Source organism: Pusillimonas sp. (genome assembly GCF_035515275.1).
Lineage (GTDB): Bacteria > Pseudomonadota > Gammaproteobacteria > Burkholderiales > Burkholderiaceae_B > Pusillimonas.
Map to the genome: position 1 here is coordinate 22956 of NZ_DATJBQ010000061.1, position 25215 is coordinate 48170.

Genomic DNA, 25215 nt, shown 5'->3' on the forward strand with positions numbered 1-25215 from the left:
CATGAGTCACGACGAGCGGCTTGCCATCGAGGCGCCCGACGATCTACAACAACGCGTAGCGCAACGCATTCGCGCCGCGCGCGCGGCGCGCGCCATGTCTATGAAGCAGCTTGCGCGCGAGGCGGGTGTATCTTTGCCGTATTTGTCCAGGGTAGAGCGGGGCGACGGCAATATCTCGCTGGCCGTGCTTAGCAAGCTGGCCGGGGCATTGCATTTGTCGGCCGAAAGCATGCTGGCCGACGATGACCGCTACGGGGCTGACTACGCCCTGATCGTCGAGCTTTTAAAACGCCAGACGCCCGGCCGCCTGCGCGAAATCCGCAAGTCGTTGCTGGAATCGGATGCAACGGGCACCGAGCAACGCGCACCGCGGCGTATTGCCTTGGTCGGCTTGCGCGGTGCAGGCAAATCTACGTTGGGGCCGCTGCTCGCACAGCGCCTGCGCTTGCCGTTTGTCGAGCTGAACCACGAAGTTGAGAAAGAAGCCGGCGTGGCGCTGGACCTGATTTTTTCCATCTATGGCCAGGCGGGTTTTCGTCAGCTTGAAAAGCGCTGTCTTGATCGCATCATTGCCCGGTATCCAGAAGTGGTTTTGGCAACGGGCGGCGGAATCGTGGTTGAGCCGGCCACCTACGAGCTGTTGTTGCACTCGTTTTTTTGTGTTTGGCTGCACGCCGAACCACAAGAGCATTTTCGGCGAGTCATGGCGCAGCACGATGCCCGCATCGCCACCCCCGAGCTGCAAGAAGAAGCCATGGCCAATATCGTTGGTGCCCTCGAAGCGCGGCGCAAGCTCTATGGACTGGCCCAGGCCGGCATCGACACCACGCATCGCGGTGTAAACGAACTGGTCGACGAGCTCGGCAGGCTTGTTCAACAACAATCTTTCAGACTGCCAGGACAGATTCAGGCGCTTTGCGCCTGAGGTCGCAGGCTCGGCGTTGCGACGCCCAAACAGGAGTAAAGCATGCAGCAAGAAGTACAACGCGTAGCGGTAGTGGGTACCGGCGTAATCGGCGCCAGTTGGACTGCCTATTTTTTGGCGCAAGGTCTCGATGTCGACGCCACTGACCCTTCGCCTGGCGCCGAGCAGCGCCTGCGGGAAACGGTGGCGCGGCTGTGGCCAAGCATGGAGCACATGGGCTTGCGCCCGGGTGCCTCTCAAGACCGCCTGCGTTTTTTTGCCGAGTTGGAAGATGCGCTGAAAGAGGCGGATTTCGTGCAAGAAAACGGGCCCGAGAACGAGGCGCTTAAGATCGAACTGTTCCAGCGCATGGACGCCGCGCTGGCACCCAACATTGTTCTCGCATCGAGCTCGTCGGGCCTGCTGATCAGCAAGGTTCAGTCCGCGTGCCGCCATCCGCAGCGGGTGGTGCTGGGACATCCGTTCAATCCGCCGCATCTTGTTCCTTTGGTCGAAGTCATTGGCGGTGAGCAAACGTCCGAAGAGGTGCTGAAGTTCACGATGGATTTTTATGCATCCATCGGCAAACGTCCGATTCATCCGCGTAAAGAGGTCAAGGGGCATATCGCCAACCGGCTTCAGGCGGCTTTGTGGCGAGAGGCGTTCAATCTGGTCGACCAGGGTGTGGCAACGGTACACGATATCGATGTGGCCATTGCTCACGGGCCGGGTCTGCGCTGGGCGCTTCTGGGGCCTTTCATGAATCTGCATTTGTCGGGCGGGCAGGGCGGTATCGAGCACTTGCTTGATCATTTGGGCGGGCCGATTGAAGACTGGTGGAAGGACCTGGGGTCGCCTTCCATGACGCCTGAGCTTAAGCGCAAGGTGGCCGAGCAGGTTCGCGAGGTGCTGGCCGGCAATGACGAGGCGAAGTTTGTGCCGGAGCGGGATAGATTGCTGCTGGATCTGATCGCGGCTAAGCGGGAGTCTGGGAAGCTGCCTTGAATCGTTCTTGCTTCGTGTTAGGTATAACTTATTCTTTCGAATTGCGTTACTTCGCATGCAGCGTTGTAGGTTCTTTTGATTTGAACATGCTTCATGGGTGAGGCTGCTGGTTTTTAAGCCGTTCCTGCGCTGTGGGGGTGTCTATTTTCGGGCGGAGGCACTCGGCCTTCGGCCCGCCTGTCCCGCTCGTCCGCCCCTTCGGGCTCCCTTCGCGTGCGCCTGGCTCTCGCGCCAACGCCCGAAAATAGACACCCCCACATCACAGGAACTCCGATGTCGTGTGGGGGGAGTCTGATTTCGCCACACCCATACATGAGCTGTCGGCGCGGTGGGGTATTGATTGGGCGTTGCTCACGCCGCGTTTTCAGCCTTTGTGCGGGGGGGGGCGGCGGCAGCCTGTCCGAGCTCCGTAGCCGCGCAGCGGCTAAAGGGCGAGTTCTGCCGACGCCCGCGCAAAGGCTGAAAACGCGGGTAGTCTGGCGAAGCCGGACCGCAGAGCTCCGCCCAATCAATACCCCACCGCGCTGACAGCGGCTTAAGCACCCGGGCCAAACTCTAACAAATGCAAGTGAACGGTGTAAGCACCCGGGCCAAATTCTTGCGCTGCAGAAGAGCCAAGACCGACCAATCAAGCAACGTAACCGGACTGGGTAACGTCAACCCTCCGCCTGAACAGCTGCTTCTTCCAGCACAACATCCAGCGCCTGTTCGACGTTCTCCAGGAACACAAACCGCAATTGCGTGCGGGCTTCTTCGGAAATGTCTTCCAGGTCCTTTTCGTTTCGAGCCGGCAAGAGCACCGTGCGGATGCCTGCTTGCAACGCGGCCAGCACTTTCTCTTTGATACCTCCCACAGGCAACACCAGCCCGCGCAAGCTGATTTCGCCGGTCATGGCATGGTCGTAGCGCACCGGACGGTCGGTGAGCAGCGACGCCAGGGCGACGAACATTGCCACCCCAGCACTGGGCCCGTCTTTGGGAATGGCGCCTGCCGGGACGTGTACGTGGATGTCGTGCTTGTCGAAGAGCTCGGAGGAGATCTGGAGCTTGGCCGCCTTTGATTTAAGCAGGGTCAGGGCCGCCTGAGCGCTTTCTTTCATGACATCGCCAAGTTGACCTGTGAGGATCAGACGGCCGCTACCGGGTGAGCGGCTGGCTTCAATGAAGAGAATGTCGCCGCCTACAGGAGTCCAGGCAAGGCCGGTGGCGACACCAGCCAGGCTGGTGCGCATGGCCAATTCGCTTTCGTGCTTTTCAGGGCCAAGAATGGCATGCAGGTCGCCTTGCTCGACCCGTACGTGCTGCACCTTGCCTTCGGCCACCTGCATGGCCACGTGGCGAAACACGCTGCCGATTTCGCGTTCAAGATTGCGTACGCCCGCTTCACGCGTGTACGAGTGGATGATAGCGCGCAGCGCTTCGTCGGTCAGCTCGCATTGCTCCTTGGTAAGGCCGTTGGCTTCGAGCTGGCGCTGAACCAGGTAGCGCTGGGCGATCTGCATTTTCTCGGTTTCGGTATAGCCCAGTAGCTGGATGATTTCCATGCGGTCGCGCAGCGGGCCGGGAATGGTGTCAAGCACGTTGGCCGTGGTGATGAACAATACTTTCGACAGGTCGAACGGAACGGCCAGATAGTTGTCGCGAAACGCCGCGTTTTGCTCTGGGTCAAGCACCTCGAGCAGTGCAGCGGCCGGGTCGCCCTGTGCGCTGCCGCGGCCGAGCTTGTCGACTTCGTCGAGCATCATCACGCAGTTGCGCGCGCCGGCCTTGTGCACTGCCTGAATGATGTTTCCCGGCAGGGCGCCGATGTAGGTGCGGCGGTGGCCGCGGATTTCGGCTTCGTCGTGCACCCCGCCCAGCCCCAGACGTGTGAACTTTCGCCCCGTTGCCTTGGCAACGCTCTGGCCCAGCGAGGTCTTGCCCACACCCGGAGGCCCCACAAAGCACAGGATGGGACTGCGGCCGTGGGGGTTGAGCTTGCGCACCGCCAAGTATTCAAGAATGCGCCGCTTGATCTTTTCAAGACCGTAATGGTCGGCGTCGAGAATCTCGCGTGCCTGTGCAATGTCGATGCGCTCTTCGGTTTCCACGTTCCAGGGCAATTCGGTGAGCCAGTCCAGATAAGTCCGCAAGGAGGAATATTCGGCCGAGGCGTCGGGCATGTTCTGCAGACGACGCAGTTCTTTACGCGCGGTCTTTTCCACCTCTTCGGGCATTTCGGCCTTGACGATGGCCGCTTCGATCTCGGCGATTTCGGCTGCATTACCCTCGGCTTCGCCCAACTCATTCTGAATGGTTTTAAGCTGTTCGCGCAGCAGCACCTCGCGCTGACGGTCTTCGAAGCGTTCTTTGGTTTGCTGGTCGATGTCGCGACTGATGCGCAGCACCTCGGCAAAATGAACCAGAAATCCCAACACCTTGTCCAGGCGCGGAAGCAGGTCGAAGGTTTCGAGGATGTCTTGTTTCTCGGAGGGTTTGATATCCATCAGACCCGAGACAAAGTCGGCCAGCACAGCCGGCGAGTTAATGGCCGCCGCCGTGTTGGCCAGTTCGGCGGGCGCTTGGGGCAGCAGGCGAAGAATTTCAGAGGTGCGCGTTTTAAGTTGAAGCATGCGCGCCTCGATTTCGGAGGAAGTCTGTTCGGGTTCCTCGAAGAGCTGCACCCGCGCCACCAGATAGGGGTGGTCGGGCAGGTATTCTTTGACGACAAAGCGTTGCTCGCCCTGGCAAATCAGATGGTGGGAGCCATCAGGTGTCGTGACATAGCGCAATATGCTGGCCAGGGTTCCAACCCGGTGCAGGTCGATGCCGAGCGGTTCCTCGGTTTCGGCGTCGCGTTGAAGCACGATGCCAACCTGGCGACCGGCGCGAGCGGCGTCCTGGGCGGCCTTGATGGAGCTTTCGCGGCCGATGCCGACAGGCACCACCATTTGCGGGAACAGCACGAGGTTGCGCACGGGAATGATGATAAGTGCGTCGTCTGGAAGATCAAGCGACACCTGGGTGTCGGCATCGGGTTCTTGTGCTTCGGCGGAGACGCCGCGAACAGGCTGGTCGGGTGTGTTCTTATCCATGGGAATCCCCTTCGAGTGGCTATAGCTTGCGCAAAGTAAGCACCAGGCAACCGTTGGCGAGCGATGATTCCTGGATCTCGAATTGCCCGGGAGGTAGCTCGATGCGGCGCTCGAATCGACCGTAAGGGATTTCAATACGGCGTATATGAGCCGCTGCCGGGACAGGCATGGGGCGGGCGCCAATGACCACCAGTGTGCCGCTGTCGATCATGACCTCAAGGCGATCCGAGGTAACGCCCGGCAGCGCAACCAGCACGGAAATATGGTCGGCGGTTTCGAAGATGTCGGCAGGGGGTTCCCAGATGGGGCCGTGCGCTTTGCTGCGACTGAGCTGAAAAAACTGGCGATGCAGGCGGTCGGCCTGATCCAGCATGCTCATTGCCTCCATCCACATTAGGCCGGGCGATTTGCGATAGGTCATGTTTTGTTCCCCGTGAACGGCAGTTGAGTAACTATAGAAGCAATTCGCGCCGGCCTGCAAATTGGCTTTGCGTGCACCCAGGGAAGCAAGACTCAGGCCGGGGCGGCGTGCTCGACAATAAGCTGGGCGCTGATCATGCCGTTCCAGACGTTTTGTTCAAGTCGGTAGGCCACATCAACGTACTCTGGCAGCAGTTCGCTGTGATTGAACCAGATCGCATCAAAACGCTGGTGGCCGCGTTCGAGGCTGAGCTTGAGGTGTTTTTCTTTCAGCAGTCGTTGCTGGCGAACCTGGAACACATCGCGAAATACCGGCGGGGGAAACCCCGCGCCCCAGACTTGCTCGTTAAGCATGCCGGCCACCTGCGCGTTGGCATAGCCGGTTTCAAGTGAACCGTCGGTTTCGATAATGGGATCGAAGCTGTCGCGGCCGGCAAGTTGGCGTACGGCCTGGTCGAAACTTTGCAAGAAGGCGGTGTAGGCGTCTTCGCGCAGGGTCAGGCCCGCAGCCATTGCGTGACCGCCGAACTTAAGTATTGCACCAGGATGTTGCTTTGACACCAGGTCGAGCGCGTCGCGCAAATGCACATCGGGAATCGAGCGCCCCGAGCCCCGAAGTTCGCCGGGGCCGGAACGGGCAAAGGCCAGGGTGGGGCGCCAATAGGTTTCTTTCAGGCGCGACGCCACCAGGCCTACCACCCCCTGATGCCAGTCGGGGTGATACACGCACACGCTGGCGCCGATAGTGGGTTGGCCCTGCGCTACGGCCTGCATTGCCTCTTCGCGCATGGTCGATTCAATGCTGCGCCGTTGCTGATTCATTTCATCCAGCTCGCGGGCCAGTTTCAGCGAATGGCCTTCGTCGTCGGTGGTCAGGCACTCGATGCCCAGACTCATGTCGGCCAGGCGGCCGGCCGCGTTGATGCGCGGCCCCAATGCGAAGCCCAGATCAAAGGTGGAGGCCTGGCGGGGCTCGCGCCCGGCCACGGCAAACAGGGCGCGTAAGCCGGCCTGCATGCGCCCGCTGCGGATTTTTTGCAGACCTTGAGTAACAAGCAGTCGATTGTTGCTGTCCAGCTTGACAACGTCGGCCACGGTGCCCAGGGCCACGAGATCGGCCAGTTGGTCCAGTCGCGGCCCGCCGTCGGGCGCATAAACGCCCCGGCGCCGTAGTTCTGCGCGCAATGCCAACATCAAGTAAAAAATAACGCCCACGCCCGCCAGGTTCTTTGAGGGAAAGCCACAATTAGGCTGGTTGGGGTTGACGATGGCCCTCGCAGCGGGCAACGTCGGCCCGGGCAGGTGGTGATCGGTAATGACCACCTGCATGCCCGCCTGATTGGCAGCTTCGACGCCGTCGACGCTGGCAATGCCGTTGTCGACGGTGATGAGCATATCGGGCTTGCCGGCAGGGTGTTCCAGGGCCAACTGCACCACCTCGGGCGAAAGACCATAACCGGTTTCAAAGCGGTTGGGTACCAGAAACTCTGCTTTTGCACCCATTGCGCGCAAGGCACGCAGGCCCACCGCGCAGGCCGTGGCGCCGTCGCAATCGTAGTCGGCGACGATCAATAGTTTTTGTCCGGCCTGAATGGCGTCCGCCAATACGGCTGCTGCGGCGTCAACGTGAGTCAGTTGAGCCGGGGGGATCAGGGCGTTCCATTTAAGTACGGTCTCATCGGGTGCCGTCACGCCCCGGGCCGCCCAAAGGCGGCATAACAAGGGATGAATGCCCGCTGCCTCCAGTACCTGGGCGGCAAGCGGGTTGCCGGGGCGGATGCTTAATTTCGGTACGACCACCATTTACTCCAATCGGTTCGGCTGCCGGGCAGCCATTGTGTCCAGCGGGCCATTGCTTTGGGTTCAAGACTGACCAGGTGCGCACGGCCGGTCAGCACCAATGTGGGCTGTATGTCTTGCAGAGCAAGTGGCGCAAACACCTGCGCTTCCAGCTCGGCGAGCGCGCCCAGCCAGCCGGCCCAGTCCTGAGCCATGAACGGCGGGTGCAGTGTTTCGTATACGCGCGTTTCGACGGCAGGCGAGGCCGCCTTCAATTGCTCGGGTCTAGCCCCGCCGAACAGCCATATGCCGTTGATGGGGGGCAAGCCTTGCCCCTGTCGTGCAAGGTTGACCGGATGGTCGAACCACAGCATTTGCAATTCGTTCAGAAGTCGCCGCCACGGGCGTGCGGGTGCCTGCTTCAGCCACCAGTCGTTGACCGCGGTGGACGCCACCAGGGCAGGGCTGGCACACAAAAATCGGCATTCATCGGTCATTTCGACCCGCCAGCGGTGCTCGTCGTTGGCATGAAGATGGAATCCGGTTCCCTCAAACAGCGTTTGCGCCGATTCGAACAAGGCTAAACTCTGCTCTGGCGTAATGTGAAGATCTTGGGCGACCAGCATGGCCGTGCTGGTTTGCGTGGGGGCCATGTGAACCAGTTCGGCCAACCATATGGGCCTGTCTGCAGCGGGTTTGCTTGTGATCGCCCATAAAGGGCCCAGCCCTGCAGCCAGATTTTGTTGTGGTTCGGGGCGGAATCCAGCCCGTTCCAGCTGCCATTGCTCGTAGGCGGTACAGCCCGAGACAGTGGAGTCGATCGCTTGTAGCGTGGCTCGCGCCCTCGAGAGCCAGGTCACGAATGTGGGCGCAGCTTGGGGAAGGTGGCTGACAAGGGCGCGCGCGGCCTCGGTGTCGGGCAGGGCGCCAGGAAGTACTATGTGCATGCGTGAATTGTAGTGTTTATACCCAGAACGGGAATGGTGGCTTGCAATAATGTCTTATGAATTTTGGATAGGTGCACGTTACGCCGGTGTGGCCCGTGGGGCTCGGCGCGGCGGTCGGCGCGATCGTTTCGTTTCGTTCATTGCAGGTACGTCGATGGCCGGCATTGCCCTGGGCGTTGCCGCCCTGATCATCGTGCTGTCGGTCATGAACGGTTTCCAGACACAAGTGCGCGACCGTATGTTGTCGGTGTTGCCGCATATCGAGCTGTTTGTGCCCGGCGCGCCGCCCTTGCAGGTGCTTGAGCACTGGGAAGACCTTGCCGGACAGGCGCAACGCCACCCGGCGGTAAAGGCGGCGGCTCCTTTTGTCGGGGCACAGGCCATGCTGGTGCGGGGGCAGCAACTTAGCGGGGTGCAACTGCGCGGCATAGACCCGCAGCACGAAACCCGCGTGTCGGAGATTGCCGAACAAATGACCGATGCCGATCTGAATGTGCTGGAGCCAGGTTCGTTCGCGATCGTGCTGGGCCTGCATCTGGCTGATGCCCTGGGCGTGCGCCCGGGCGACACCTTGCTGGTGCTGGCGCCGCAGGGGTCGGTGTCGCCGGCGGGCTTTACGCCGCGCATGCGCCAGTTCACGGTTCGGGGCATATTTTCTTCGGGCTATTACGAATATGACGCCTCGATGGCTTTTGTGAATGAACAGGACGCCGCGCGTGTGTTTCGCGACAACGGCACCAGCGGTGTACGGTTGCGCATCGACGACATGCAACGTGCGCCCCAAGTGGCTCAAGAGCTGCGCAGCATGGTGCCGCCCTACGCCCGCGTACGGGACTGGACCGAAAACAACCGAACCTGGTTTGCCGCCGTTCAAACTGAAAAGCGCATGATGTTCCTGATTCTGGCGCTGATCGTGGCTGTGGCTGCCTTTAATCTGCTGTCGTCTTTGGTGATGGCCGTAAAAGACAAGCAGTCGGACATTGCCATTCTTCGCACCTTGGGCGCCACGCCACACGAAATAGGCCGTATTTTCCTGGTTCAGGGCGCTTTGATCGGCGTTATAGGCACCTTGGCCGGGGTAGGGCTGGGCATGCTGGTGGCGTACAACATTGATGTCATCGTGCCTTTTATCGAGCGCGTACTGGGCATACAGTTTTTGCCGCAGCAAATTTATTTCATCAGCGAGCTGCCCTCCAACCCACAGGCAAGCGATATCTTGATCGTTACCATTACTTCTTTGGTGTTGTCGTTATTGGCCACTATTTACCCAAGCTGGCGTGCGTCGCGCCTGCAGCCTGCGCAGGTGCTTCGTCATGACTGATACCGTTTCCGTTTCCAGCGATCACGTTTTGCTCGCCCGCGACCTGGTCAAGTACTACGAAGAAGGCGGCCAGCGGGTGGACGTGCTGCGCGGTGTCAGCCTGCACGTTGCGCGGGGCGAAATGGTGGCTGTGGTGGGCGCCTCGGGCTCGGGTAAGAGCACCATGCTGCATTTGCTGGGCCTGCTCGACCAGCCCAGCTCAGGCAAGGTCTGGGTGGACGGAATTTCGTCCGACGGCATGTCTGAGGCGCGTCGCAGTCAGTTGCGCAACCGCAGCCTCGGTTTTGTGTATCAGTTTCATCATTTGTTGTCCGAGTTCTCGGCGCTGGATAATGTGGCCATGCCGCTGATCGTGCGTCGAGAACGCCGTGAAGCCGCTCGTGAACAGGCGGCGGTCATGCTTGAACAGGTGGGGTTAAGCCACCGCATGGCGCATTATCCGGGTCAGCTGTCGGGCGGAGAACGCCAGCGCGTCGCCCTGGCGCGGGCCCTGGTTACACGGCCCGCCTGCGTGTTGGCCGACGAACCCACCGGCAATCTCGATCGGCATACGGCCCAGTCCATGTTCGAACTGCTGGTGCGCATGAACAAAGAGTCGGGTACGGCATTTGCCATTGTCACTCATGACCCGGCCCTGGCCATGCTGGCCGACCGCCAGTTGTTCATGGACGACGGCTCGCTGGTCGATACCGAGGCGGCCCCCGTTCGTGAATGAGCCGGGCTTAATAAGCCAAACGACCCCACCAAGGCCTTATGCTCATCGACACGCACTGCCATCTTGATGCACGCGAATTCAGTCCCGACCGACAGGTTGTGATCGAACGAGCGGTCAAGGCCGGTGTGGATGCAATCGTGATTCCGGCGGTCGCTCGCGCCAACTTCCAAAAAGTAAAAGACCTGGCCCACACGTTTGCGGGGGGCGCTTATGCTCTGGGAATACACCCCATCTGCGTGCCCACTGCCGTCAACGACGACCTGAATGCCCTGGCCGAGCAGGTCAAGGCGTCGCTTGATGACCCGCGCTTTGTCGGCATAGGCGAGATCGGCCTGGATTTTTTTGTTCCCGAGCTCAAAACGCCCGAAATGCGCGAGCGACAAAACTATTTTTACACCGCCCAGTTGGACCTTGCGATTGAGTTCGGCCTGCCGGTTATCGTGCATGTGCGCCGCTCGCAAGACGAGCTGCTCAAGCAGTTGCGTAGAAGGCCACGCATTGGCGGCATCGCCCATGCCTTCAATGGCAGCTTTCAGCAGGCACAGCAATTTATTGACCAGGGCTTTGTGCTGGGCTTTGGGGGCGCCATGACCTTCCCGCGGGCGTTGCAGATTCGTCGTCTGGCCACACAATTGCCGGTTGAGGCTATCGTGCTGGAAACCGACGCACCCGACATACCGCCCGCCTGGCTTGAAAGCGGCAGCCGCAACGAGCCAGCGTGTGTCGCAGGCGTGGCAGCGGTGTTGGCCGAGCTTCGTGGCCTGACACCGGATCAGGTCAAGGCTCAAACCGGCAGTAATACTCTACGGGTCTTACCGCGCCTGGGAGCAAGGGCGCAGGCCGGTCTGCGCCCCTAAGACCTTAACCGCTCAAGCCCGAGGCTTCAGCGAAGAAGGGTCAAAACCTGCCACGCGCTTGTAGCGCATTGCAATGTCCTCGAGTTCTTCCTGGGGGATGACATCGTTGATATGTGCAAAGCCTTCAGGGGCCCGTTCATGCGCCAACTGCATGACCTGTTCAGGACCATTGAGCCGATTGCGCAAGATAATGCCGGTGGTGGCCGGCAGCCGCTGGGCCTCGTATTCTTTAAGCGCGGCTTCAATATTGCGATGCCGGTTTTGAGTGACCTCCTGAAGCCGGTCGGCCAGGCAACGCGCATCCAGTATCGCCTGAGCCGAGCCGTTCGAACCGATCGGGTAAAGCGGATGGGCAGCGTCGCCAAGCAATGTGGCGTTGCCATGCGTCCAGCGCGGCAGTGGGTCTTTGTCGACCAGCGGGAATTCATAAATGGCCTGCGCGCCGTCGATCAGCGCCGGAATGTCGATCCAGGGCCATTTCCAGCTTTGAAACTTGTCGGCAAACGCGGCCTTGTCCACCACCCGGTTCCAGTCCGTGTCATCGCGCCCGCCCGACGGCACGCTCAGTTCGGCGATCCAGTTGATGGCCACCGTGCCCTGCGGGGCAGCGGTGTCCACAATAGGGTAAGCAACGAACTTCTGGTCTTGATGGCCTGCCATGAACATGGTGCGCCCATCGAGAAATGGCTGCGTATAGGTCACCGCACGCCACAAGATCCGACCCGAGAAACGGAATTCGTCGCGTTCGGGGTAAAAGCCCTTGCGCACGGCCGAGTGAATGCCATCGGCGCCGATCAGCACATCGCACCGCAGTTCGTGCGGGGCATCTGCATTCGCGCGCTCGCGGAATCGGGCGGTTATGCCGTCAGGCCCCTGCGTGAGCGATTCAAAGGCCATGCCGGTGCGTACTGCGTCCGCACCCAGCCGCTGACGTACCGCGTCGGCCAGAAGCAGCTGCAGCTGCCCGCGATGAATAGAGAGCTGGGGTACGGGGTAACCGGCGTCCAGCCCCCGGGCCTCCTTCCAGATGTTCTGCCCGAAGCGGTTGTAATAGTGCAGGGCCGAAGTTGCCACGGAATTGGCTTGCAGTGTTTCGAGCATGTCGAGCTGCTGCAGTTCGCCGGCGGCATGAGGCAGCAGGTTGATGCCCACGCCCAGCGGCCTGAGCTCACGCACGCTTTCAAAAACCTGGCATTCAATGCCTCGTTTGTGCAGCATCAGTGCCAGGGTCAGGCCGCCGATGCCTGCGCCAACGATAATGACTTTCAAAATGGTTCTCCTCGAATTTGGGCGAAATAATAACAAACGGAAGGATTCGAGGCACGGTGTCTGATGGCGGCCCTGAGTAATAGTCGATGTGACCGCATTGTCCGGCCGGCCCCCCCAGGCGGCAGCGTTCAAACTAGCATGGCCCATTTGGACGAAACCCATGGTGGGGCGTTTAAGTTTGTTGGCCGGTCTGGCAGGCGCAGCAATGGTGCATGTCATGCCGCGCTTGCCCCGGCCTGTCGAATGGTTTGTTTCAGCCGCAATACTGCTTGCAATATCCGTCTCGATGCCGCTTGTGCGGGCCGGTTTGATTCGACATGGACGAAACTCCGGCCGGCGCCACAGACCTTTACTCTGCTCGCCGCGCAGCATTTGCCTGCTAGCGCCCCTTTGGGCTTTTGCGTTGGGCATGGCCTTGACCTCGTTCCAAACAGCGCAGCGCCTGGCAGATGCGCTGTCCGAGCATGATGAGGACAAGGTTTCGCGCGTTGTGTTGCGCATTGCCACCTTGCCGCGTGAACAGCCTGGCAGCCGCCGATTTGAAGCCGAGGTGCTGGAGTCGCGTCCGCCCGGCATTCCGCGCCACATCCTGGTTTCGTGGCAGGCAGCCACGTATGCGGGGCCTTATGGCCTGCCCACGAAGCAGGATGACTCTTTTCCCGAGCTGGTTCCGGGCCAGGTGTGGCGCATGTCGCTGAACCTTCGCCGGCCGCACGGAGCCAGCAACCCCCATGGCTTTGACTACGAGGGGCATGTGTTTGCGCAAGGGCCGCGCGCCGTGGGCAGTGTGCGCGGCACGCCCAGCTATTTGCACGATCAACCGTGGGCGAGCCTGCCCATTGTCGCCGAACGCGCCCGTCATCGGGTTCGTCAGGCCACCAGGCCTTACCTGGAGGGAAAGCGCTATGGGGCGGTACTGCTGGCTTTGGCAATCGGCGACCAGGCCGGCGTGCCGCCTGAGGACTGGACAGTGTTCAATCGCACATCCATAACCCACTTGGTATCCATCAGCGGCAGCCACATCACCATGATCGCCGCGATGGGCGGCTTGCTCACTCTATGGCTCTGGAAACGCCTGGCCTGGCGCGGCCGGCCGCTGGCCGAGCGGGTTCCCGCGCAGGTCGCTGCTTGTCTTGTTGCGTTGGCGGTCGCCTGGCTGTACTGCCTGTTGGCGGGCTGGGGCGTGCCGGCCCGTCGCACCTTCCTGATGCTGTGCGTGGCGGCCGGGGCGCATCTATGCCGTTTGCCCTTGGGGCCATCGAGAATATTGCTGATGGCGGGTGCCGCAGTCGTTCTTCTGGATCCATGGGCCTTGATGGCGAGCGGGTTCTGGCTGTCCTTTGGGGCGGTGGCGGTGCTGCTGCTTAGCGGTAAATGGATGGGCAGCGCCGTCCAGGGCCAGGCCTTGCCGCTGCATGGGCGGCTGGCAGCAGGGTTGAAGGCGGCCTGTTATCTGCAATTGATTGTGACGGTCGGCTTGATGCCGGTGCTGGCCATGCTGTTCAACGAGGTTTCCGTTGTGTCGCCCATCGCCAACGCTTATGCCATTCCGGTGATCAGTCTGGTGGTGACACCCTTATCTCTGATCCTGGCGGCGGTTTCCATGGTGTCGGGCCTGGAGTGGTTGGCGCGGCTGCTGTCCGGGCTGACTCATGAAACGCTTGAACTCATGATGTGGCCCACGCGTTGGCTGGCGTCGCAGAGCGCAGCCAGCCTGGATGCCGCCGCTGCGCCGGCGTGGACGCTCTTGCTGGCGCTGGCGGGTATGGGCGTGGCGCTGGTGCCCCGTGGCCTGCCCGTGCGCAACGCTGGGTGGCTGCTGGTGTTGCCGGCATTGTTATGGCGACCAGAGCGACCGCCGCAGGGTGGTTGGGATATGGTGGCGGTGGATGTCGGCCAGGGCACGGCGGTACTGGTCATGACATCCACGCGCGTCTTACTATTCGACACGGGGGTGCGGCATGGCCCGACTTCGGATGTGGCTTCGCGCAGCATCGTGCCGCTGTTGCGCGCGCTGGGAGCCAGGAATATTGATGTGTTGGTTGTGTCTCATGCCGACATTGATCATGCCGGTGGGTTGCGCAGTATTCTGGAGGCCAGGCCGGTGGGGCAGTCGTATAGCTCGTTCGATGCGCTGGCGTATCTGCGGCGCGAGGCCACGCTGCTTGGCGTACCCAGCCAGCTACCGCCCATGCCGCAGGTATTGTCGCGCTGCGAAGCCGGCGTCGCGTGGAAGGTCGATGGGGTCACGTTCGAGTTCATCTGGCCATTGGACGGCTTCAGCTCGCAAGGCTCGCACAATCAGTCAAAGCAGCGCAACGCGAATAGTTGCGTGCTGCGCATACAAGGCCGGTACCACTCGGCGCTGCTTACCGGAGACATTGCCACAGCCCAGGAAAACGAGCTGGTGCGGCGCGGGCTTGGGCCGATAGATGTGGTCACCGCTGCTCATCATGGGTCACGCAGCTCTTCGGGCGATGAGTTCCTGCGGCATACCAAACCTGCCCATGTGATTGCACAGGTAGGCCGTTGGAATCGCTATGGCCATCCGCATCCGACGGTGGAGCGGCGCTGGCAAAGGGCGGGCGCGATTTTCTGGCGTACGGATCTGCATGGGGCGATCTCGCTGCGGTCGCGTGCCGTGGGGCTGGAGGCCACACCACACCGTGAGGTTCGGCGCAGGCATTGGACGAACCGCTGAAACACACGACTTGCCCAATGACACGGACAGCACGCAAGTTGCACTCAACTGAGCACTCGGCCAGCAAAAGGGTTACCATTTTTGTGAACTTTCTGTCGGTTCTTACTGGGGAGCGACAGCCCTAATCTTCAACCTAGGTTTGTCATGATTGAACCGCGACTTGAATATGTAGTGTGTGCCAGCCCGGGCGGCGTGCACCGCATGGTTTATTGGGAGTGGGGCGATCCACATAACGACAGGGTGCTGGTTTGCGTACACGGCCTCACTCGCTGCGGACGCGATTTTGACGAACTGGCCCAAAGGCTTGCGGCCCGTTACCGGGTGGTCTGCCCCGATGTGGTTGGCCGAGGACGCTCTGACTGGCTGGTTGACCCTGCGTTCTACACCGTGCCGCAATATATTTCTGACATGCTGACATTGATTGCGCGGTTGAACGTGCAACAGGTCGACTGGCTGGGCACCTCGATGGGGGGGCTTGTGGGCCTGGGTCTGGCCGGCGCGCTGGCGGCCTCGGCCGCGCGAAGGCCGCAGCGGGGCAGGTACGGCTTGCCGGCACAGAGCGCCGTGAGATTGGGAAAAATGGTGCTTAACGATGTGGGCCCGCGCCTGAACGCCCAAGGTTTAACGCGCATTGCCGAATATGTGGGCCGGGAGGTGTTCTTCGACACCTTCGACGACGCGGTGACCTACGTACAATCTGTGTCGGCCGGTTTTGGGCCGCATTCTCTGGCTCAGTGGCGGCGCCTTACGCGCGACGTCTTCCTGCAACAAGACGACGGCCGTTGGGCCAAGCACTATGACACGCGGCTGGCCCAGCCGCTGGGCCTGAAGGACACGCAAACGCTGCAGTCTGCCGAACTTCTTCTGTGGGCTGCTTACGATTCCATCGATTCACCTGTGCAGGTGCTGCGGGGCCGGGAATCAGATGTGCTGACCCAAGAAACCGCTCATGAAATGATCAAGCGAAACAAGCATGCCCAATTGCTTGAGTTTTCGGGCGTCGGCCACGCCCCAACTTTGCTGACCGACGAACAGATCGGCCCCATCGTGCAGTTTTTATGTGGTTCTGACTAAGTCGGCGCCTGGGTGGGTTGACGCCATTGTTAGTGAAGACGCCGACAAGCCGGTTGCGGTCGCTACAATGGGTTTAATGACTCGCACTTCTCATCTACTCAACGCCGACCTGCATTGCCATTCCCTGCTTTCCGATGGGGTGCTGACCCCGGCTGAACTTGCGCAACGAGCCGGGCAAAATGGCGTGCAACTATGGTCGCTTACCGACCACGACGAGCTCTCCGGTTTGGCCGAGGCTCGCGAGGTGTGTCGTACCATTGATTTGCCGTTTATTCCGGGTGTAGAGATTTCGTCTACCTGGGCTAATCGTACGGTGCATATCGTGGGGCTCAACGTCGACGCCGAGAACGAAGCGCTGCAGACAGGTCTGCAAGCGATACGCGATGAGCGGGTCAGTCGCGCCAGAAAGCTAGCCGAGAGGCTTGAGGCCATGGGGGTCCAGGGCAGTTACGAAGGGGCTTTACGTCATGCGGCCAACCCCCAATTGGTCAGCCGCACGCATTTTGCCCGTTACCTGGTTGAGCAGGGTTATTGCTCTACCATGCAAGAGGTGTTCGACCGTTATTTGGGCGACAAACGCGCCGGAAACGTGCGGGTGCACTGGTCAAGACTTGAAGAAGCCGTAGGGTGGATTGTGGCGGCGGGGGGGCGTGCCGTCATTGCCCACCCCGGCCGCTATATTTTTGACGCCACCCAGGCCGATGCCTTTTTCGACGCTTTTCGCCAGATGGGTGGCGAAGGCATAGAGGTGGTTACCGGCAGCCACCAGCCCGAGCAATGTCGCAAGTACGCCAAAGTGGCTCAGCACTATGGGTTTCTGGCTTCGCGGGGGTCGGATTTTCATGCGCCCGGCGAAAGCCAGCTTGATCTCGGGGCGTTGCCCGCACTGCCTTCAGGCCTGAAGCCTGTATGGCACGACTGGGTTTAGGCGGCCTGCGCGTAATTGCTGCCGAAAACGCTCATGTAGGTAGGGTAGAAGCTGCAGTAAAGAATGGCGGCCACAATAATATTGACGGGCATCAGCACGAACTGCACTACATCCACCGGCAGGCCTAATGTGCCCAGCATGCTGCCGCTGAACTGTACCGCCACAAAAATGGCACCCCAACTTAGGCCATACAGCAGAAATGGCCACTTGTTGCGCCAGCAGGCCACCATGGAATAGAACAGTGCTTGTGTCAGCTTGATGCCGTGCCAGCCCGTAAGCGCCGGGGCATGCCAGAACAGGGCCGAGATCAATACATACAATGTCGCGAAGGTGATCAGGGGGCGCACCATCGCGTCGAGCAGGACGGCCTGGTCGACGTTGGTGCCGTCGCCTACTGCGGCCGAAAGCTCGCCCAGAAAGGGCAGGGTCGAGGCAAAGCCCGCAACCATGCAGCAAGCCAGATACGCCAAGCCCAGCCTGAACAGGCGCCGCCGCACGTTTTTGTCGCGTAGAGGCGCCAGCCACATGCCCGGCAGCATCCAGCGCCCTTCAGAGATGTTTCGGCAGGCGCACAAGGTAATGAAGGTAAGGGTGGGCGTTGCCGCGATCAGCGCCATTTGGCCGAGTATGGGTATGGCCGAAGCGATGGTGATGAAGAGGCTGGTCGCCAGGCCCCAGAAGAACATGGCAAGAGGCTGGCGCTTGAATATCTGCGCTCCCTCTTGTATCCAGGTCCAACCCGAACGAAACGGCAGTGTGGCAGCTTGCATGGTGTCGTGGCTGTTAAAAGGCTAGGGCAAAGACGGCGCCGGCGTCGAACGGCGTTCGCGCAAGATGCGTTCGAAATGCCGCGGGTCATGCGGTTTTAGTGTTTGCGCCGGACGGGGTAAGAAGTAGTCAAACAAGCGCGAGGTCCAGAAGCGCAGGGCCGCCGCCTGTAAAACCAATGGCCAGGCCTGGCGCTCGGTCTCGGTAAACGGGCGTACCTTGGCGTAGGCGTCCAGCCAGGCCTGCAGCTTTTCGGGTAACAGTGCGCCGCTGTTGCGGTCTATGCACCAGTCGTTGACGCTTACCGCCACGTCGAACAGCCAGGTGTCGCAGCCCGCAAAGTAAAAGTCGATAAAACCGCCCATGCGGGGCGTTTCGTAGGTGCCGTCAAAAAGCACGTTGTCGCGAAAAAGGTCGCAATGCGCCGGGCCAAAAGGTAATTGACTGTAGGTGTCCGACGCGGCGAATGCAATCTGCTCGTCCAGCACGCAACGGATCAGTGCAGCCTGCTTGTCGTCTAAAAAAGGCAATACCTTGGGAATGGTCTCGCGCCACCAGTTCAACCCCCGCAGATTCGGTTGCTGCATGTTGAACGTGCTGCCTGCCAGGTGGGTCCGCGCCAGGGTGGCACCGGCCAGCGCGCAATGGGTCGGCCCCGGATCCGGCTCGTAGCCACCCGAAAGTCTGGTCACGATGGCGGTGGGCTTGCCATGAAGCAGTCCAAGACGTTCGCCGTCGAGGCGGGTCTGGGGTTCAGGTACGGGTATGCCGTTTTGCGCCAGGTGATGCATCAGCTCAATATAGAACGGCAATTGTTCGTAGGTCAGCACTTCAAAGAGCGTCAGTACGTATTCGCCCTGTGTAGTGGTAAGAAAGTAGTTGGTGTTTTCGATTCCGGCGGTAATGCCCCGCAAAGAAACCAGTTCGCCCAGTGAATAGCGGCCCAAAAGCTCGCGTGCATCGTCGTCACTGACAGGGGTAAATACAGCCATAGAAATTAAGCAGACATTGAAAGAGAGGCGCAGAACGCCAGATTGTAAAACAGCGAACCATGCGCGCGGGCGGCAAAACGGCGTGGACGTTAAAATCGTTGTTTGCCCGTACCAAGCACTATACCGCATCGTGAAACACCCTCCTGAAACCGTGACCGGCGACTGGCGCGCCTGTGTCGCCCCCATGATCGACGTCACCGATCGCCACTGCCGCTTTTTTCATCGGCTGCTGGCGCCGCGTGCGCGCCTGTATACCGAGATGATCACGACCGGCGCCCTGATGCACGGCGACGTTGCCCGCCATCTGGATTTCAATGAATCTGAACACCCAGTGGCGTTGCAATTAGGTGGCAGCGACCCCCAGGCGCTGGCACACAGTGCGCGCGTGGGTCAACAGTGGGGCTACGACGAAATCAACCTTAACTGTGGATGCCCTTCAGACAGGGTGCAGAAGGGGGCGTTTGGCGCATGCCTGATGGCCGAGCCCCAGTTGGTGGCCGATTGCGTCAAAGCCATGCAAGACGCTGTTTCGGTACCGGTTACCGTCAAGCACAGGTTGGGACTGGACTACGACGAATCGTACGGTTTCGTGCGCGACTTTGTCGGAACGCTGTACGAGACGGGCTGCCGGGTGTTTATTGTTCATGCCCGCAACGCAGTGCTTAAAGGCTTGTCGCCCAAAGACAACCGCGAGATTCCACCTTTGCGGTACGACGTCGCACTGAGGTTGAAGGCCGATTTTCCGGACGGCGTGTTTGTGTTGAACGGCGGCATTAATCAAGTCGAGCAGGCCAGTGGGCTGCTGCGGGATTTTGACGGCGTGATGCTGGGGCGGGCCGCTTGGCATAACCCTGGAGTGCTGTCCGAGCTCTCGCGCCGGCTTGACCCCGACGTTGAGGTGCCTGAGCCGGGACAGGTTGTGCACGCCATGACCGCTTACGCGAAGAGTCAGGTCGAACAGGGCGTACCCTTGCGCATGGTCGTCAAGCCAATGCTGGGCTGGATGAGCGGGCGGCCCGGTTCGCGCTATTGGCGGCGTACGCTTTCAGATGCCGCTGTGCTGAACACCAATGATGCCGGTATGATCGAAGCCGCATGGCACGACCTGGTGTCCCGAATTGAATAGAAAAGCGCCCTGTGAGCAGAGGGCGCTTTGAATGACTTTGACGTTTAGCTGCGTTCTTCGATCTTTTGCGACCCGGCATCGCCCGGCCAGTCGCGAATATAGGCCTTGAGCATGGTGTTCTCGAACTGCTGTGCGGCGACAATGGCTTGAGCCATATCGTAAAACGAGATGACGCCTTGCAGGACCGGCCCGTCCATGACCGGCATGTAGCGCGCATGCTTGTCGAGCATAAGGCGCTGAACTTCTTCGGCGCTGGTGTTGGGAGTGACGCTGACCGGTGCGTCGTCCATGATGCTGCGTATGGTGTAGGTACCGGTATTGCCGCCGTTGGCGTGCAGGTGGCGGATGATTTCGCGGAAGGTAAGCATGCCGACGAGTTCGCCGTGTTCCATAATGACCAACGACCCGATGTCTTGTTCGCTCATGGTTTCGAGCGCTTTTGTAATGGGCATGTCGGGGGTTGCCGTGTACAAGGTGTGGCCCTTGACACGCAGGATCTCACTGACTTTCAACATGATGCGTCCTCCTCGCTCAGCTTAAGATCTAGTTGTATTTTGCCCTATATTGCCGCTTTCCGATAGAAGCGCCTGGGGCTGGTCGGCTTTGTTTTCTTCGGCAACCAGAGTTTGCTGTTCTTTAGGCGGTTGTTTAAGCTGGTCAAGCAATTGGTAGATGGTGAGATCGGGCTGTGATGTCAACACTTCTGCAATAGCCGGCAGCAGGCACGGCAGGCTTTCCAGGCCCGGCTGGCTGCGGTCGATCAATAAATGGTCAACTAGGCGGCCCAGCCTGGCTTCATCAAGGTCGCAGGCCAGCACCCATTGGTCTGAACCCTTGTCTTTGTCTTGCGTGGGTACCGCCCAGCCCAAGCTGCGCAAGGTTGTCAGTAGATGATTGAGTTCGTCCGGGTGCAGCCGCAGATGCGCACTTAGAAAGCGCGAACTGCGCCCCGGCGAAGGGCTGCCCTGAGCGCTGCGCAGCAAACGAAGGATGCTGACCGCATCGACAATGGCGGCACCCGGCTGACGCGCTTCAGCCCATCGGCGCATGCGCAACGCGGGAAGCGTGGCGGCAACCGTTGCGCCAAGCAGTATCCCAAGCCAAGAAAGATAGATCCACAGCAAAAAGATGGGCAGGGTCGCAAACGCACCGTAAATAACGGTATATGAGGGGAACTTGGAGATATACAGCGCGAACCCCGATTTCATGATCGACAGCACAACAGCGGTTCCCACGCCGCCCACCAGCGCATCGCGCCAATACACCTGGCGGTTGGGTACGTAGACGAACAGCGCGGCAAAGCCCAGGCCGGTGATCAGTACCGGCACCACTGATAAAAGCAGGTTCAGTCCGGCCGACATCTCGCCAATCAGACCCAGCGATTGCTGGGTCAGTACGGTAGTTGTCCATAGGCTGGCCCCGGCCAAAATGGGCCCCAACGAAACAATCGCCCAATAGACCAGTATGCGCTGGCGTAACGGCCGACGCTGCTCGACGCTCCAGATGTCGTTGAGCACGCCGTCTATGGTCATGATCAGCATGATGGAAACCACCACCAGAAAAGCCGTGCCCACGGCGGTAAGGCCGGACGCCTTGGCCGCAAACTGGTTGAGATAGCCCATGACGCTTTCAGAAACTGAAGGCGGCATCAAACTGGTGGTCAGGAAGCTTTCAAGCGCAAGCTTGAACTCGCCGAACAGCGGAAACGCCGTAAACAGCGCAAGCACCACTGCAAGCATGGGCACAATGGCCAGCACCGTGGTGTAGGTAAGGCTGGCGGCAATCTGGGGCAGGCGCTTCTCGCTGGCGCGCTGTAACGCATATCGTGCGGCCTGGCCGACGTTTCCCAACCAGTCGTAAGAACGGGCGCGGCGGGTATTGGTGCTGGAGGCGGGACCGGCATTTTTTTGTTGCATGGCAGGAGCGGCATGCGGGTATGGGCCCGAGCCGACGACAACAGGTTCGTCAATCCGGGTAATAATACCAGTATGACTACGACTCGTTTGAACCCTGCGCTGCGTTATGGCGCCTCGGCAGCGCTTATTGCGCTGATTGTGCTGTGCCTGATCTGGGAGCTTTGGCTGGCGCCGCTTCGCCCCGGCGGGTCGTGGCTGGTTCTTAAAGTGTTGCCCTTGTTGCTTCCGCTGCGGGGGGTGCTCAAGGGCAGTTTATACACCATGCAGTGGGCGTCCATGCTGATACTGATTTACTTTATGGAAGGCGTGGTACGTGTGTATTCCGACCCTTCGCCCGCTTCGGCAACCATGGCGGGCATTGAGGTTTTGTTGACGCTGGTGTTTTATTTGTGCGCCATTTTTTATGTGCGGCCGGCCAAGCGCGCCTTCAAGGCGTCGGCGCGCGCCAACCGTAAGGCGAGCTCCTCGTGAACCAGTTCGATTCCATCGACGACCTGCCCAGGGTAGATTCCTTTGCGGGGCTGCCTGCAAACTTTTATACGCGTCTCGAACCCCAGCCGCTTGATCAACCCAGGCTGCTGCATGTCAACACCCCGGTCGCCCGCATGCTGGGCCTCTCTGAATCAGCCGTGCAAAGCCCCGATTTTCTTGCGGTTTGCGCGGGTTCCCGCGGTTTGAAGGGCGGCAATACCCTCGCTGCCGTGTACAGCGGCCACCAATTCGGCGTCTGGGCGGGCCAGTTGGGTGACGGCAGAGCCCATTTGCTGGGAGAGGTCGTCACTGCACAGGGCAATTTCGAGCTGCAACTGAAGGGGTCGGGGCTTACTCCGTATTCACGAATGGGCGACGGCCGCGCGGTAATACGCTCTTCGGTGCGCGAATATCTGGCGGGCGAAGCCATGGCCGGTCTGGGCATTCCTACCACCCGGGCTTTGGCGCTGGTTACAGCCAATAACCCCGTCTATCGCGAAACGGTGGAAAGGGCCGCAGTGGTTACCCGCGTATCACCCACCTTCGTTCGCTTTGGTTCGTTCGAGCACTGGACGCATCAGCCCGAGCAAATGAAGGTCTTGCTTGACTACGTGGTCAATCACTTTTACCCGGAGTGCCGCGAAAGGTCGGGCGCCGATGCGGGTAAAGAGCATGCGACCTTGCTGCGTTTTTTGCGTGCTGTTGTGGCACGCTCGGCGCGCCTGGCGGCCGATTGGCAAACTGCCGGTTTTTGCCACGGCGTGATGAACACCGACAATATGTCGATTATTGGTCTGACGATTGATTATGGCCCTTACGGCTTTATGGACGGGTTTCAGATCGGGCATGTTTGCAACCACACAGACACTCACGGCCGATACGCCTGGAACGCGCAACCCTCGGTCATGCATTGGAACTTGTACCGTTTGGCCAGCGCCTTGGCCGTGCTGGGCCCCGACGCAGACGATCTTAGAGAGCAATTGGGCGGTTTCGAGCAAGACTTTCTTGATGCCTACCAGGGCAACCTCGTTCGCAAATTCGGTCTGCGCGCCTGGCGCGACGGCGACGAAGTGCTGGTCGACGACTGGTGGCGTTTGCTGCATACGCAAAAAGCAGATTTCACGCTGTGTTTTCGCCGGCTGGCAGGTGCACTGGACAACGCTGCGCCGTTCCTCGAATTGTTTTCAGAGCACGAGCCGGCACGGGCGTGGCTGGCCGACTACCGTCGGCGTATCGAACTGGACGCCCGGCCCGACGCCGAGCGCGCCAAACAGATGTTACAAGCCAACCCCTTGTATATATTGCGCAACCACTTGGCCGAGAACGCCATACGCGCTGCCGAGAATGGCGACGCAGGCGAGATCGACACATTGCTTACATTGTTGCGTGAGCCCTATACCGAAAAGCCGGGCTACGAAGCCTATGCAGCGCAGGCGCCCGACTGGGCGCACACGCTTCAGGTAAGTTGCTCCTCGTAATGTCATAATTGGCCTTACGGCCCTGCACGTACTTTATTTTTCAGTTTGTCTTACTCAATCTATTCATCACATGTCCGGTAATACCTTAGGCAAAATTTTTTGCGTCACCAACTTTGGCGAATCACATGGGCCCGCCATTGGGGCGGTGGTCGACGGTTGCCCGCCCGGTATGGCGCTTTCCGAAGCAGACATTCAGTCCGAACTCGATCGGCGGCGCCCCGGCACGTCGCGCCACGTTACCCAAAGGCAGGAAGCAGACCAGGTTGAAATATTGTCGGGTGTGTACGACGGCGTAACCACCGGCGCGCCCATAGGCTTGCTGATTCGCAATACCGACGCCCGCAGCAAGGACTACAGCAACATCGAAGATACTTTCCGGCCCGGTCATGCCGACTACAGCTACTGGAAAAAATACGGTGTGCGCGACCCACGTGGCGGGGGACGTTCTTCGGCTCGACTTACGGCGCCGACGGTTGCGGGCGGGGCCATTGCCAAGAAATGGCTGGCGCAACACTATGGCGTATCGGTACGCGGGTATATGAGCCAGTTGGGTCCTATCGCCATTCCGTTCGAGACCTGGGACGAAGTGGGGAACAACCCTTTTTATGCGCCAAATGCCGGCATCGTGGCACAACTTGAAGACTACATGGACCAACTTCGTCGCGACGGCGACTCGATTGGTGCACGGATCGAAGTGGTGGCCGAAGGCGTTCCGGCGGGGTGGGGCGAGCCCCTATACGATCGGCTTGACGCCGATATTGCCCACGCCATGATGGGGCTTAATGCGGTAAAAGGGGTGTCGATCGGTGCAGGCTTCGATAGTATTGCGCAGCGCGGTTCAGAGCATGGCGATGAAATCACCCCCACTGGTTTCACCTCGAACCACGCGGGCGGTGTGTTGGGCGGTATTTCGTCTAGTCAGCCCATTACCGTTTCGCTGGCCATAAAACCCACTTCCAGCATACGTATCGAGCGTCGCTCGGTCGATCGCCAGGGCAGCCCCGTTCAGGTGCAGACTCTGGGGCGGCACGATCCTTGCGTGGGTATTCGCGCCACACCCATCGCTGAATCGCTGCTGGCCATTGTGCTGATGGACCATGCGCTGCGTCAGCGAGCGCAGACGGCAAGCTAGCCGATATTGCCAGGCTTTGAAATGGCCCGCGATGCCGGCTGTTAGGAATCAACCTTCAAAATCGGAGCTGAACATGAAGACGATCGGATTCTTGAAACGAGGGAGTGCTGTTGCCGCTGTTGCCGGCGCTGTGGTGCTCGGTGGCTGCGCGGCCGTTCAGACTACAGACTCGGGCACAGTGGGGGTAGACCGCAAGCAATATATGTCCAGCCTGGTGTCCGAACAAGCGCTGATGCAAGAGGCCCAGCAGCAATATCACGGCATTCTTTCGCAGGCGAAGGCGCAGGGTGCGCTAGACGTCAACACCCAGCAGACGGCACGGGTTCGGGCGATCACGC

Annotated in this window: 21 protein-coding genes and 1 pseudogene; 13 read left to right on the forward strand and 9 right to left on the reverse strand. The window is 60.2% G+C overall.

Annotated elements, in window-relative coordinates; genetic code table 11:
* Window position 1 precedes the first annotated feature (1 nt).
* Complete coding sequence (locus VL003_RS04310; RefSeq protein WP_325439926.1) at window positions 2–925, forward strand: shikimate kinase; 924 nt, start codon at window positions 2–4, stop codon at window positions 923–925.
* 42 nt (window positions 926–967) lie between these two features.
* On the forward strand, window positions 968–1909 hold the full coding sequence (locus VL003_RS04315) for a 3-hydroxyacyl-CoA dehydrogenase NAD-binding domain-containing protein (RefSeq protein ID WP_325439928.1): 942 nt from the start codon (window positions 968–970) through the stop codon (window positions 1907–1909).
* A 656-nt stretch (window positions 1910–2565) separates the two neighbouring features.
* Here VL003_RS04315 and lon read toward each other — a convergent pair.
* The 4 genes from lon to VL003_RS04335 form a co-directional block, all read right to left on the reverse strand.
* Window positions 2566–4983, reverse strand: a complete 2418-nt coding sequence (gene lon, locus VL003_RS04320) for an endopeptidase La (RefSeq protein ID WP_325439930.1) — start codon at window positions 4981–4983, stop codon at window positions 2566–2568.
* Window positions 4984–5002: 19 nt separating this feature from the next.
* The gene (locus tag VL003_RS04325; RefSeq protein WP_325439932.1) at window positions 5003–5404 is read right to left on the reverse strand and encodes an Hsp20/alpha crystallin family protein; all 402 of its coding nucleotides are present in this window, start codon (window positions 5402–5404) and stop codon (window positions 5003–5005) included.
* Window positions 5405–5496: 92 nt separating this feature from the next.
* Complete coding sequence (gene recJ, locus VL003_RS04330; RefSeq protein ID WP_325439966.1) at window positions 5497–7203, reverse strand: single-stranded-DNA-specific exonuclease RecJ; 1707 nt, start codon at window positions 7201–7203, stop codon at window positions 5497–5499.
* A complete protein-coding gene (locus VL003_RS04335) occupies window positions 7185–8129 on the reverse strand; it encodes a hypothetical protein (RefSeq protein WP_325439934.1) in 945 nt (314 codons plus the stop codon). Before VL003_RS04335 ends, recJ begins: the two co-directional genes overlap by 19 nt.
* A 49-nt stretch (window positions 8130–8178) precedes the next feature.
* Between VL003_RS04335 and VL003_RS04340 the strand changes: the two genes are divergently transcribed.
* The 3 genes from VL003_RS04340 to VL003_RS04350 are packed head-to-tail and all read left to right on the forward strand — an operon-like array spanning window position 8179 to window position 11022.
* Window positions 8179–9450 (forward strand): lipoprotein-releasing ABC transporter permease subunit, encoded by a 1272-nt coding sequence (locus tag VL003_RS04340; RefSeq protein WP_325439936.1) that lies wholly within the window; start codon window positions 8179–8181, stop codon window positions 9448–9450.
* Complete coding sequence (locus VL003_RS04345; RefSeq protein ID WP_325439938.1) at window positions 9443–10165, forward strand: ABC transporter ATP-binding protein; 723 nt, start codon at window positions 9443–9445, stop codon at window positions 10163–10165. Before VL003_RS04340 ends, VL003_RS04345 begins: the two co-directional genes overlap by 8 nt.
* A gap of 38 nt (window positions 10166–10203) precedes the next feature.
* On the forward strand, window positions 10204–11022 hold the full coding sequence (locus tag VL003_RS04350) for a TatD family hydrolase (protein WP_325439940.1): 819 nt from the start codon (window positions 10204–10206) through the stop codon (window positions 11020–11022).
* A 12-nt stretch (window positions 11023–11034) separates the two neighbouring features.
* Here the strand turns inward: VL003_RS04350 and VL003_RS04355 are convergent, their stop codons facing one another.
* Window positions 11035–12291 carry a flavin-dependent oxidoreductase gene (locus VL003_RS04355; protein ID WP_325439942.1) on the reverse strand — a complete coding sequence of 419 codons (1257 nt, stop codon included), beginning with the start codon at window positions 12289–12291 and terminating at the stop codon, window positions 11035–11037.
* A 217-nt stretch (window positions 12292–12508) separates the two neighbouring features.
* On the opposite strand from VL003_RS04355, the gene VL003_RS04360 reads away from it, so the two are divergent.
* The 3 genes from VL003_RS04360 (at window position 12509) to VL003_RS04370 (ending at window position 16994) form a co-directional block, all read left to right on the forward strand.
* The gene (locus VL003_RS04360; RefSeq protein ID WP_325439944.1) at window positions 12509–14992 is read left to right on the forward strand and encodes a DNA internalization-related competence protein ComEC/Rec2; all 2484 of its coding nucleotides are present in this window, start codon (window positions 12509–12511) and stop codon (window positions 14990–14992) included.
* A gap of 144 nt (window positions 14993–15136) precedes the next feature.
* Window positions 15137–16066, forward strand: a complete 930-nt coding sequence (locus tag VL003_RS04365) for an alpha/beta fold hydrolase (RefSeq protein ID WP_325439946.1) — start codon at window positions 15137–15139, stop codon at window positions 16064–16066.
* A gap of 76 nt (window positions 16067–16142) precedes the next feature.
* Window positions 16143–16994 (forward strand): PHP domain-containing protein, encoded by an 852-nt coding sequence (locus VL003_RS04370; RefSeq protein WP_325439948.1) that lies wholly within the window; start codon window positions 16143–16145, stop codon window positions 16992–16994.
* Here VL003_RS04370 and VL003_RS04375 read toward each other — a convergent pair.
* Together VL003_RS04375 and VL003_RS04380 are read right to left on the reverse strand one after the other, a co-directional pair.
* Complete coding sequence (locus tag VL003_RS04375) at window positions 16991–17764, reverse strand: BPSS1780 family membrane protein (protein ID WP_325439950.1); 774 nt, start codon at window positions 17762–17764, stop codon at window positions 16991–16993. The genes VL003_RS04370 and VL003_RS04375 overlap by 4 nt on opposite strands.
* A gap of 21 nt (window positions 17765–17785) precedes the next feature.
* Window positions 17786–18754: a homoserine kinase gene (locus VL003_RS04380; protein ID WP_325439952.1), complete on the reverse strand. Its 969-nt coding sequence runs from the start codon at window positions 18752–18754 to the stop codon at window positions 17786–17788.
* Between the two features lie 130 nt (window positions 18755–18884).
* Here VL003_RS04380 and dusA point away from each other — a divergent pair, with 130 nt between their 5' ends.
* Window positions 18885–19880, forward strand: a complete 996-nt coding sequence (gene dusA / locus VL003_RS04385; protein WP_325439954.1) for a tRNA dihydrouridine(20/20a) synthase DusA — start codon at window positions 18885–18887, stop codon at window positions 19878–19880.
* A gap of 44 nt (window positions 19881–19924) precedes the next feature.
* Here the strand turns inward: dusA and VL003_RS04390 are convergent, their stop codons facing one another.
* Window positions 19925–20395 (reverse strand): CBS domain-containing protein, encoded by a 471-nt coding sequence (locus tag VL003_RS04390; RefSeq protein WP_325439956.1) that lies wholly within the window; start codon window positions 20393–20395, stop codon window positions 19925–19927.
* Between the two features lie 21 nt (window positions 20396–20416).
* Complete coding sequence (locus VL003_RS04395) at window positions 20417–21796, reverse strand: YihY family inner membrane protein (protein ID WP_325439958.1); 1380 nt, start codon at window positions 21794–21796, stop codon at window positions 20417–20419.
* Window positions 21797–21868: 72 nt separating this feature from the next.
* Between VL003_RS04395 and VL003_RS04400 the strand changes: the two genes are divergently transcribed.
* The 4 genes and pseudogenes from VL003_RS04400 to VL003_RS04415 all read left to right on the forward strand — a co-directional run.
* Window positions 21869–22267, forward strand: a complete 399-nt coding sequence (locus VL003_RS04400) for a DUF2069 domain-containing protein (RefSeq protein ID WP_325439960.1) — start codon at window positions 21869–21871, stop codon at window positions 22265–22267.
* Window positions 22264–23745: a protein adenylyltransferase SelO gene (locus VL003_RS04405; protein WP_325439962.1), complete on the forward strand. Its 1482-nt coding sequence runs from the start codon at window positions 22264–22266 to the stop codon at window positions 23743–23745. The genes VL003_RS04400 and VL003_RS04405 overlap by 4 nt, the downstream gene beginning before the upstream one ends.
* Before the next feature lie 70 nt (window positions 23746–23815).
* A complete protein-coding gene (aroC, locus tag VL003_RS04410; protein ID WP_325439964.1) occupies window positions 23816–24877 on the forward strand; it encodes a chorismate synthase in 1062 nt (353 codons plus the stop codon).
* A gap of 73 nt (window positions 24878–24950) precedes the next feature.
* Window positions 24951–25215: pseudogene (locus VL003_RS04415) on the forward strand (M48 family peptidase); the annotation flags it as partial.

What these genes read in the sequence shown, in the direction of transcription:
- VL003_RS04380 (WP_325439952.1), bottom strand. Translation starts at nt 18,754, where the DNA reads ATGGCTGTATTTACCCCTGTCAGTGACGACGATGCACGCGAGCTTTTG.
- lon (WP_325439930.1), bottom strand. Translation starts at nt 4,983, where the DNA reads ATGGATAAGAACACACCCGACCAGCCTGTTCGCGGCGTCTCCGCCGAA.
- VL003_RS04370 (WP_325439948.1), top strand. Translation starts at nt 16,143, where the DNA reads ATGACTCGCACTTCTCATCTACTCAACGCCGACCTGCATTGCCATTCC.
- VL003_RS04310 (WP_325439926.1), top strand. Translation starts at nt 2, where the DNA reads ATGAGTCACGACGAGCGGCTTGCCATCGAGGCGCCCGACGATCTACAA.
- VL003_RS04400 (WP_325439960.1), top strand. Translation starts at nt 21,869, where the DNA reads ATGACTACGACTCGTTTGAACCCTGCGCTGCGTTATGGCGCCTCGGCA.
- VL003_RS04395 (WP_325439958.1), bottom strand. Translation starts at nt 21,796, where the DNA reads ATGCAACAAAAAAATGCCGGTCCCGCCTCCAGCACCAATACCCGCCGC.
- VL003_RS04390 (WP_325439956.1), bottom strand. Translation starts at nt 20,395, where the DNA reads ATGTTGAAAGTCAGTGAGATCCTGCGTGTCAAGGGCCACACCTTGTAC.
- VL003_RS04360 (WP_325439944.1), top strand. Translation starts at nt 12,509, where the DNA reads ATGCCGCGCTTGCCCCGGCCTGTCGAATGGTTTGTTTCAGCCGCAATA.
- VL003_RS04375 (WP_325439950.1), bottom strand. Translation starts at nt 17,764, where the DNA reads ATGCAAGCTGCCACACTGCCGTTTCGTTCGGGTTGGACCTGGATACAA.
- aroC (WP_325439964.1), top strand. Translation starts at nt 23,816, where the DNA reads ATGTCCGGTAATACCTTAGGCAAAATTTTTTGCGTCACCAACTTTGGC.
- VL003_RS04335 (WP_325439934.1), bottom strand. Translation starts at nt 8,129, where the DNA reads ATGCACATAGTACTTCCTGGCGCCCTGCCCGACACCGAGGCCGCGCGC.
- VL003_RS04365 (WP_325439946.1), top strand. Translation starts at nt 15,137, where the DNA reads ATGATTGAACCGCGACTTGAATATGTAGTGTGTGCCAGCCCGGGCGGC.
- VL003_RS04325 (WP_325439932.1), bottom strand. Translation starts at nt 5,404, where the DNA reads ATGACCTATCGCAAATCGCCCGGCCTAATGTGGATGGAGGCAATGAGC.
- VL003_RS04315 (WP_325439928.1), top strand. Translation starts at nt 968, where the DNA reads ATGCAGCAAGAAGTACAACGCGTAGCGGTAGTGGGTACCGGCGTAATC.
- VL003_RS04350 (WP_325439940.1), top strand. Translation starts at nt 10,204, where the DNA reads ATGCTCATCGACACGCACTGCCATCTTGATGCACGCGAATTCAGTCCC.
- VL003_RS04340 (WP_325439936.1), top strand. Translation starts at nt 8,179, where the DNA reads ATGTCTTATGAATTTTGGATAGGTGCACGTTACGCCGGTGTGGCCCGT.
- VL003_RS04345 (WP_325439938.1), top strand. Translation starts at nt 9,443, where the DNA reads ATGACTGATACCGTTTCCGTTTCCAGCGATCACGTTTTGCTCGCCCGC.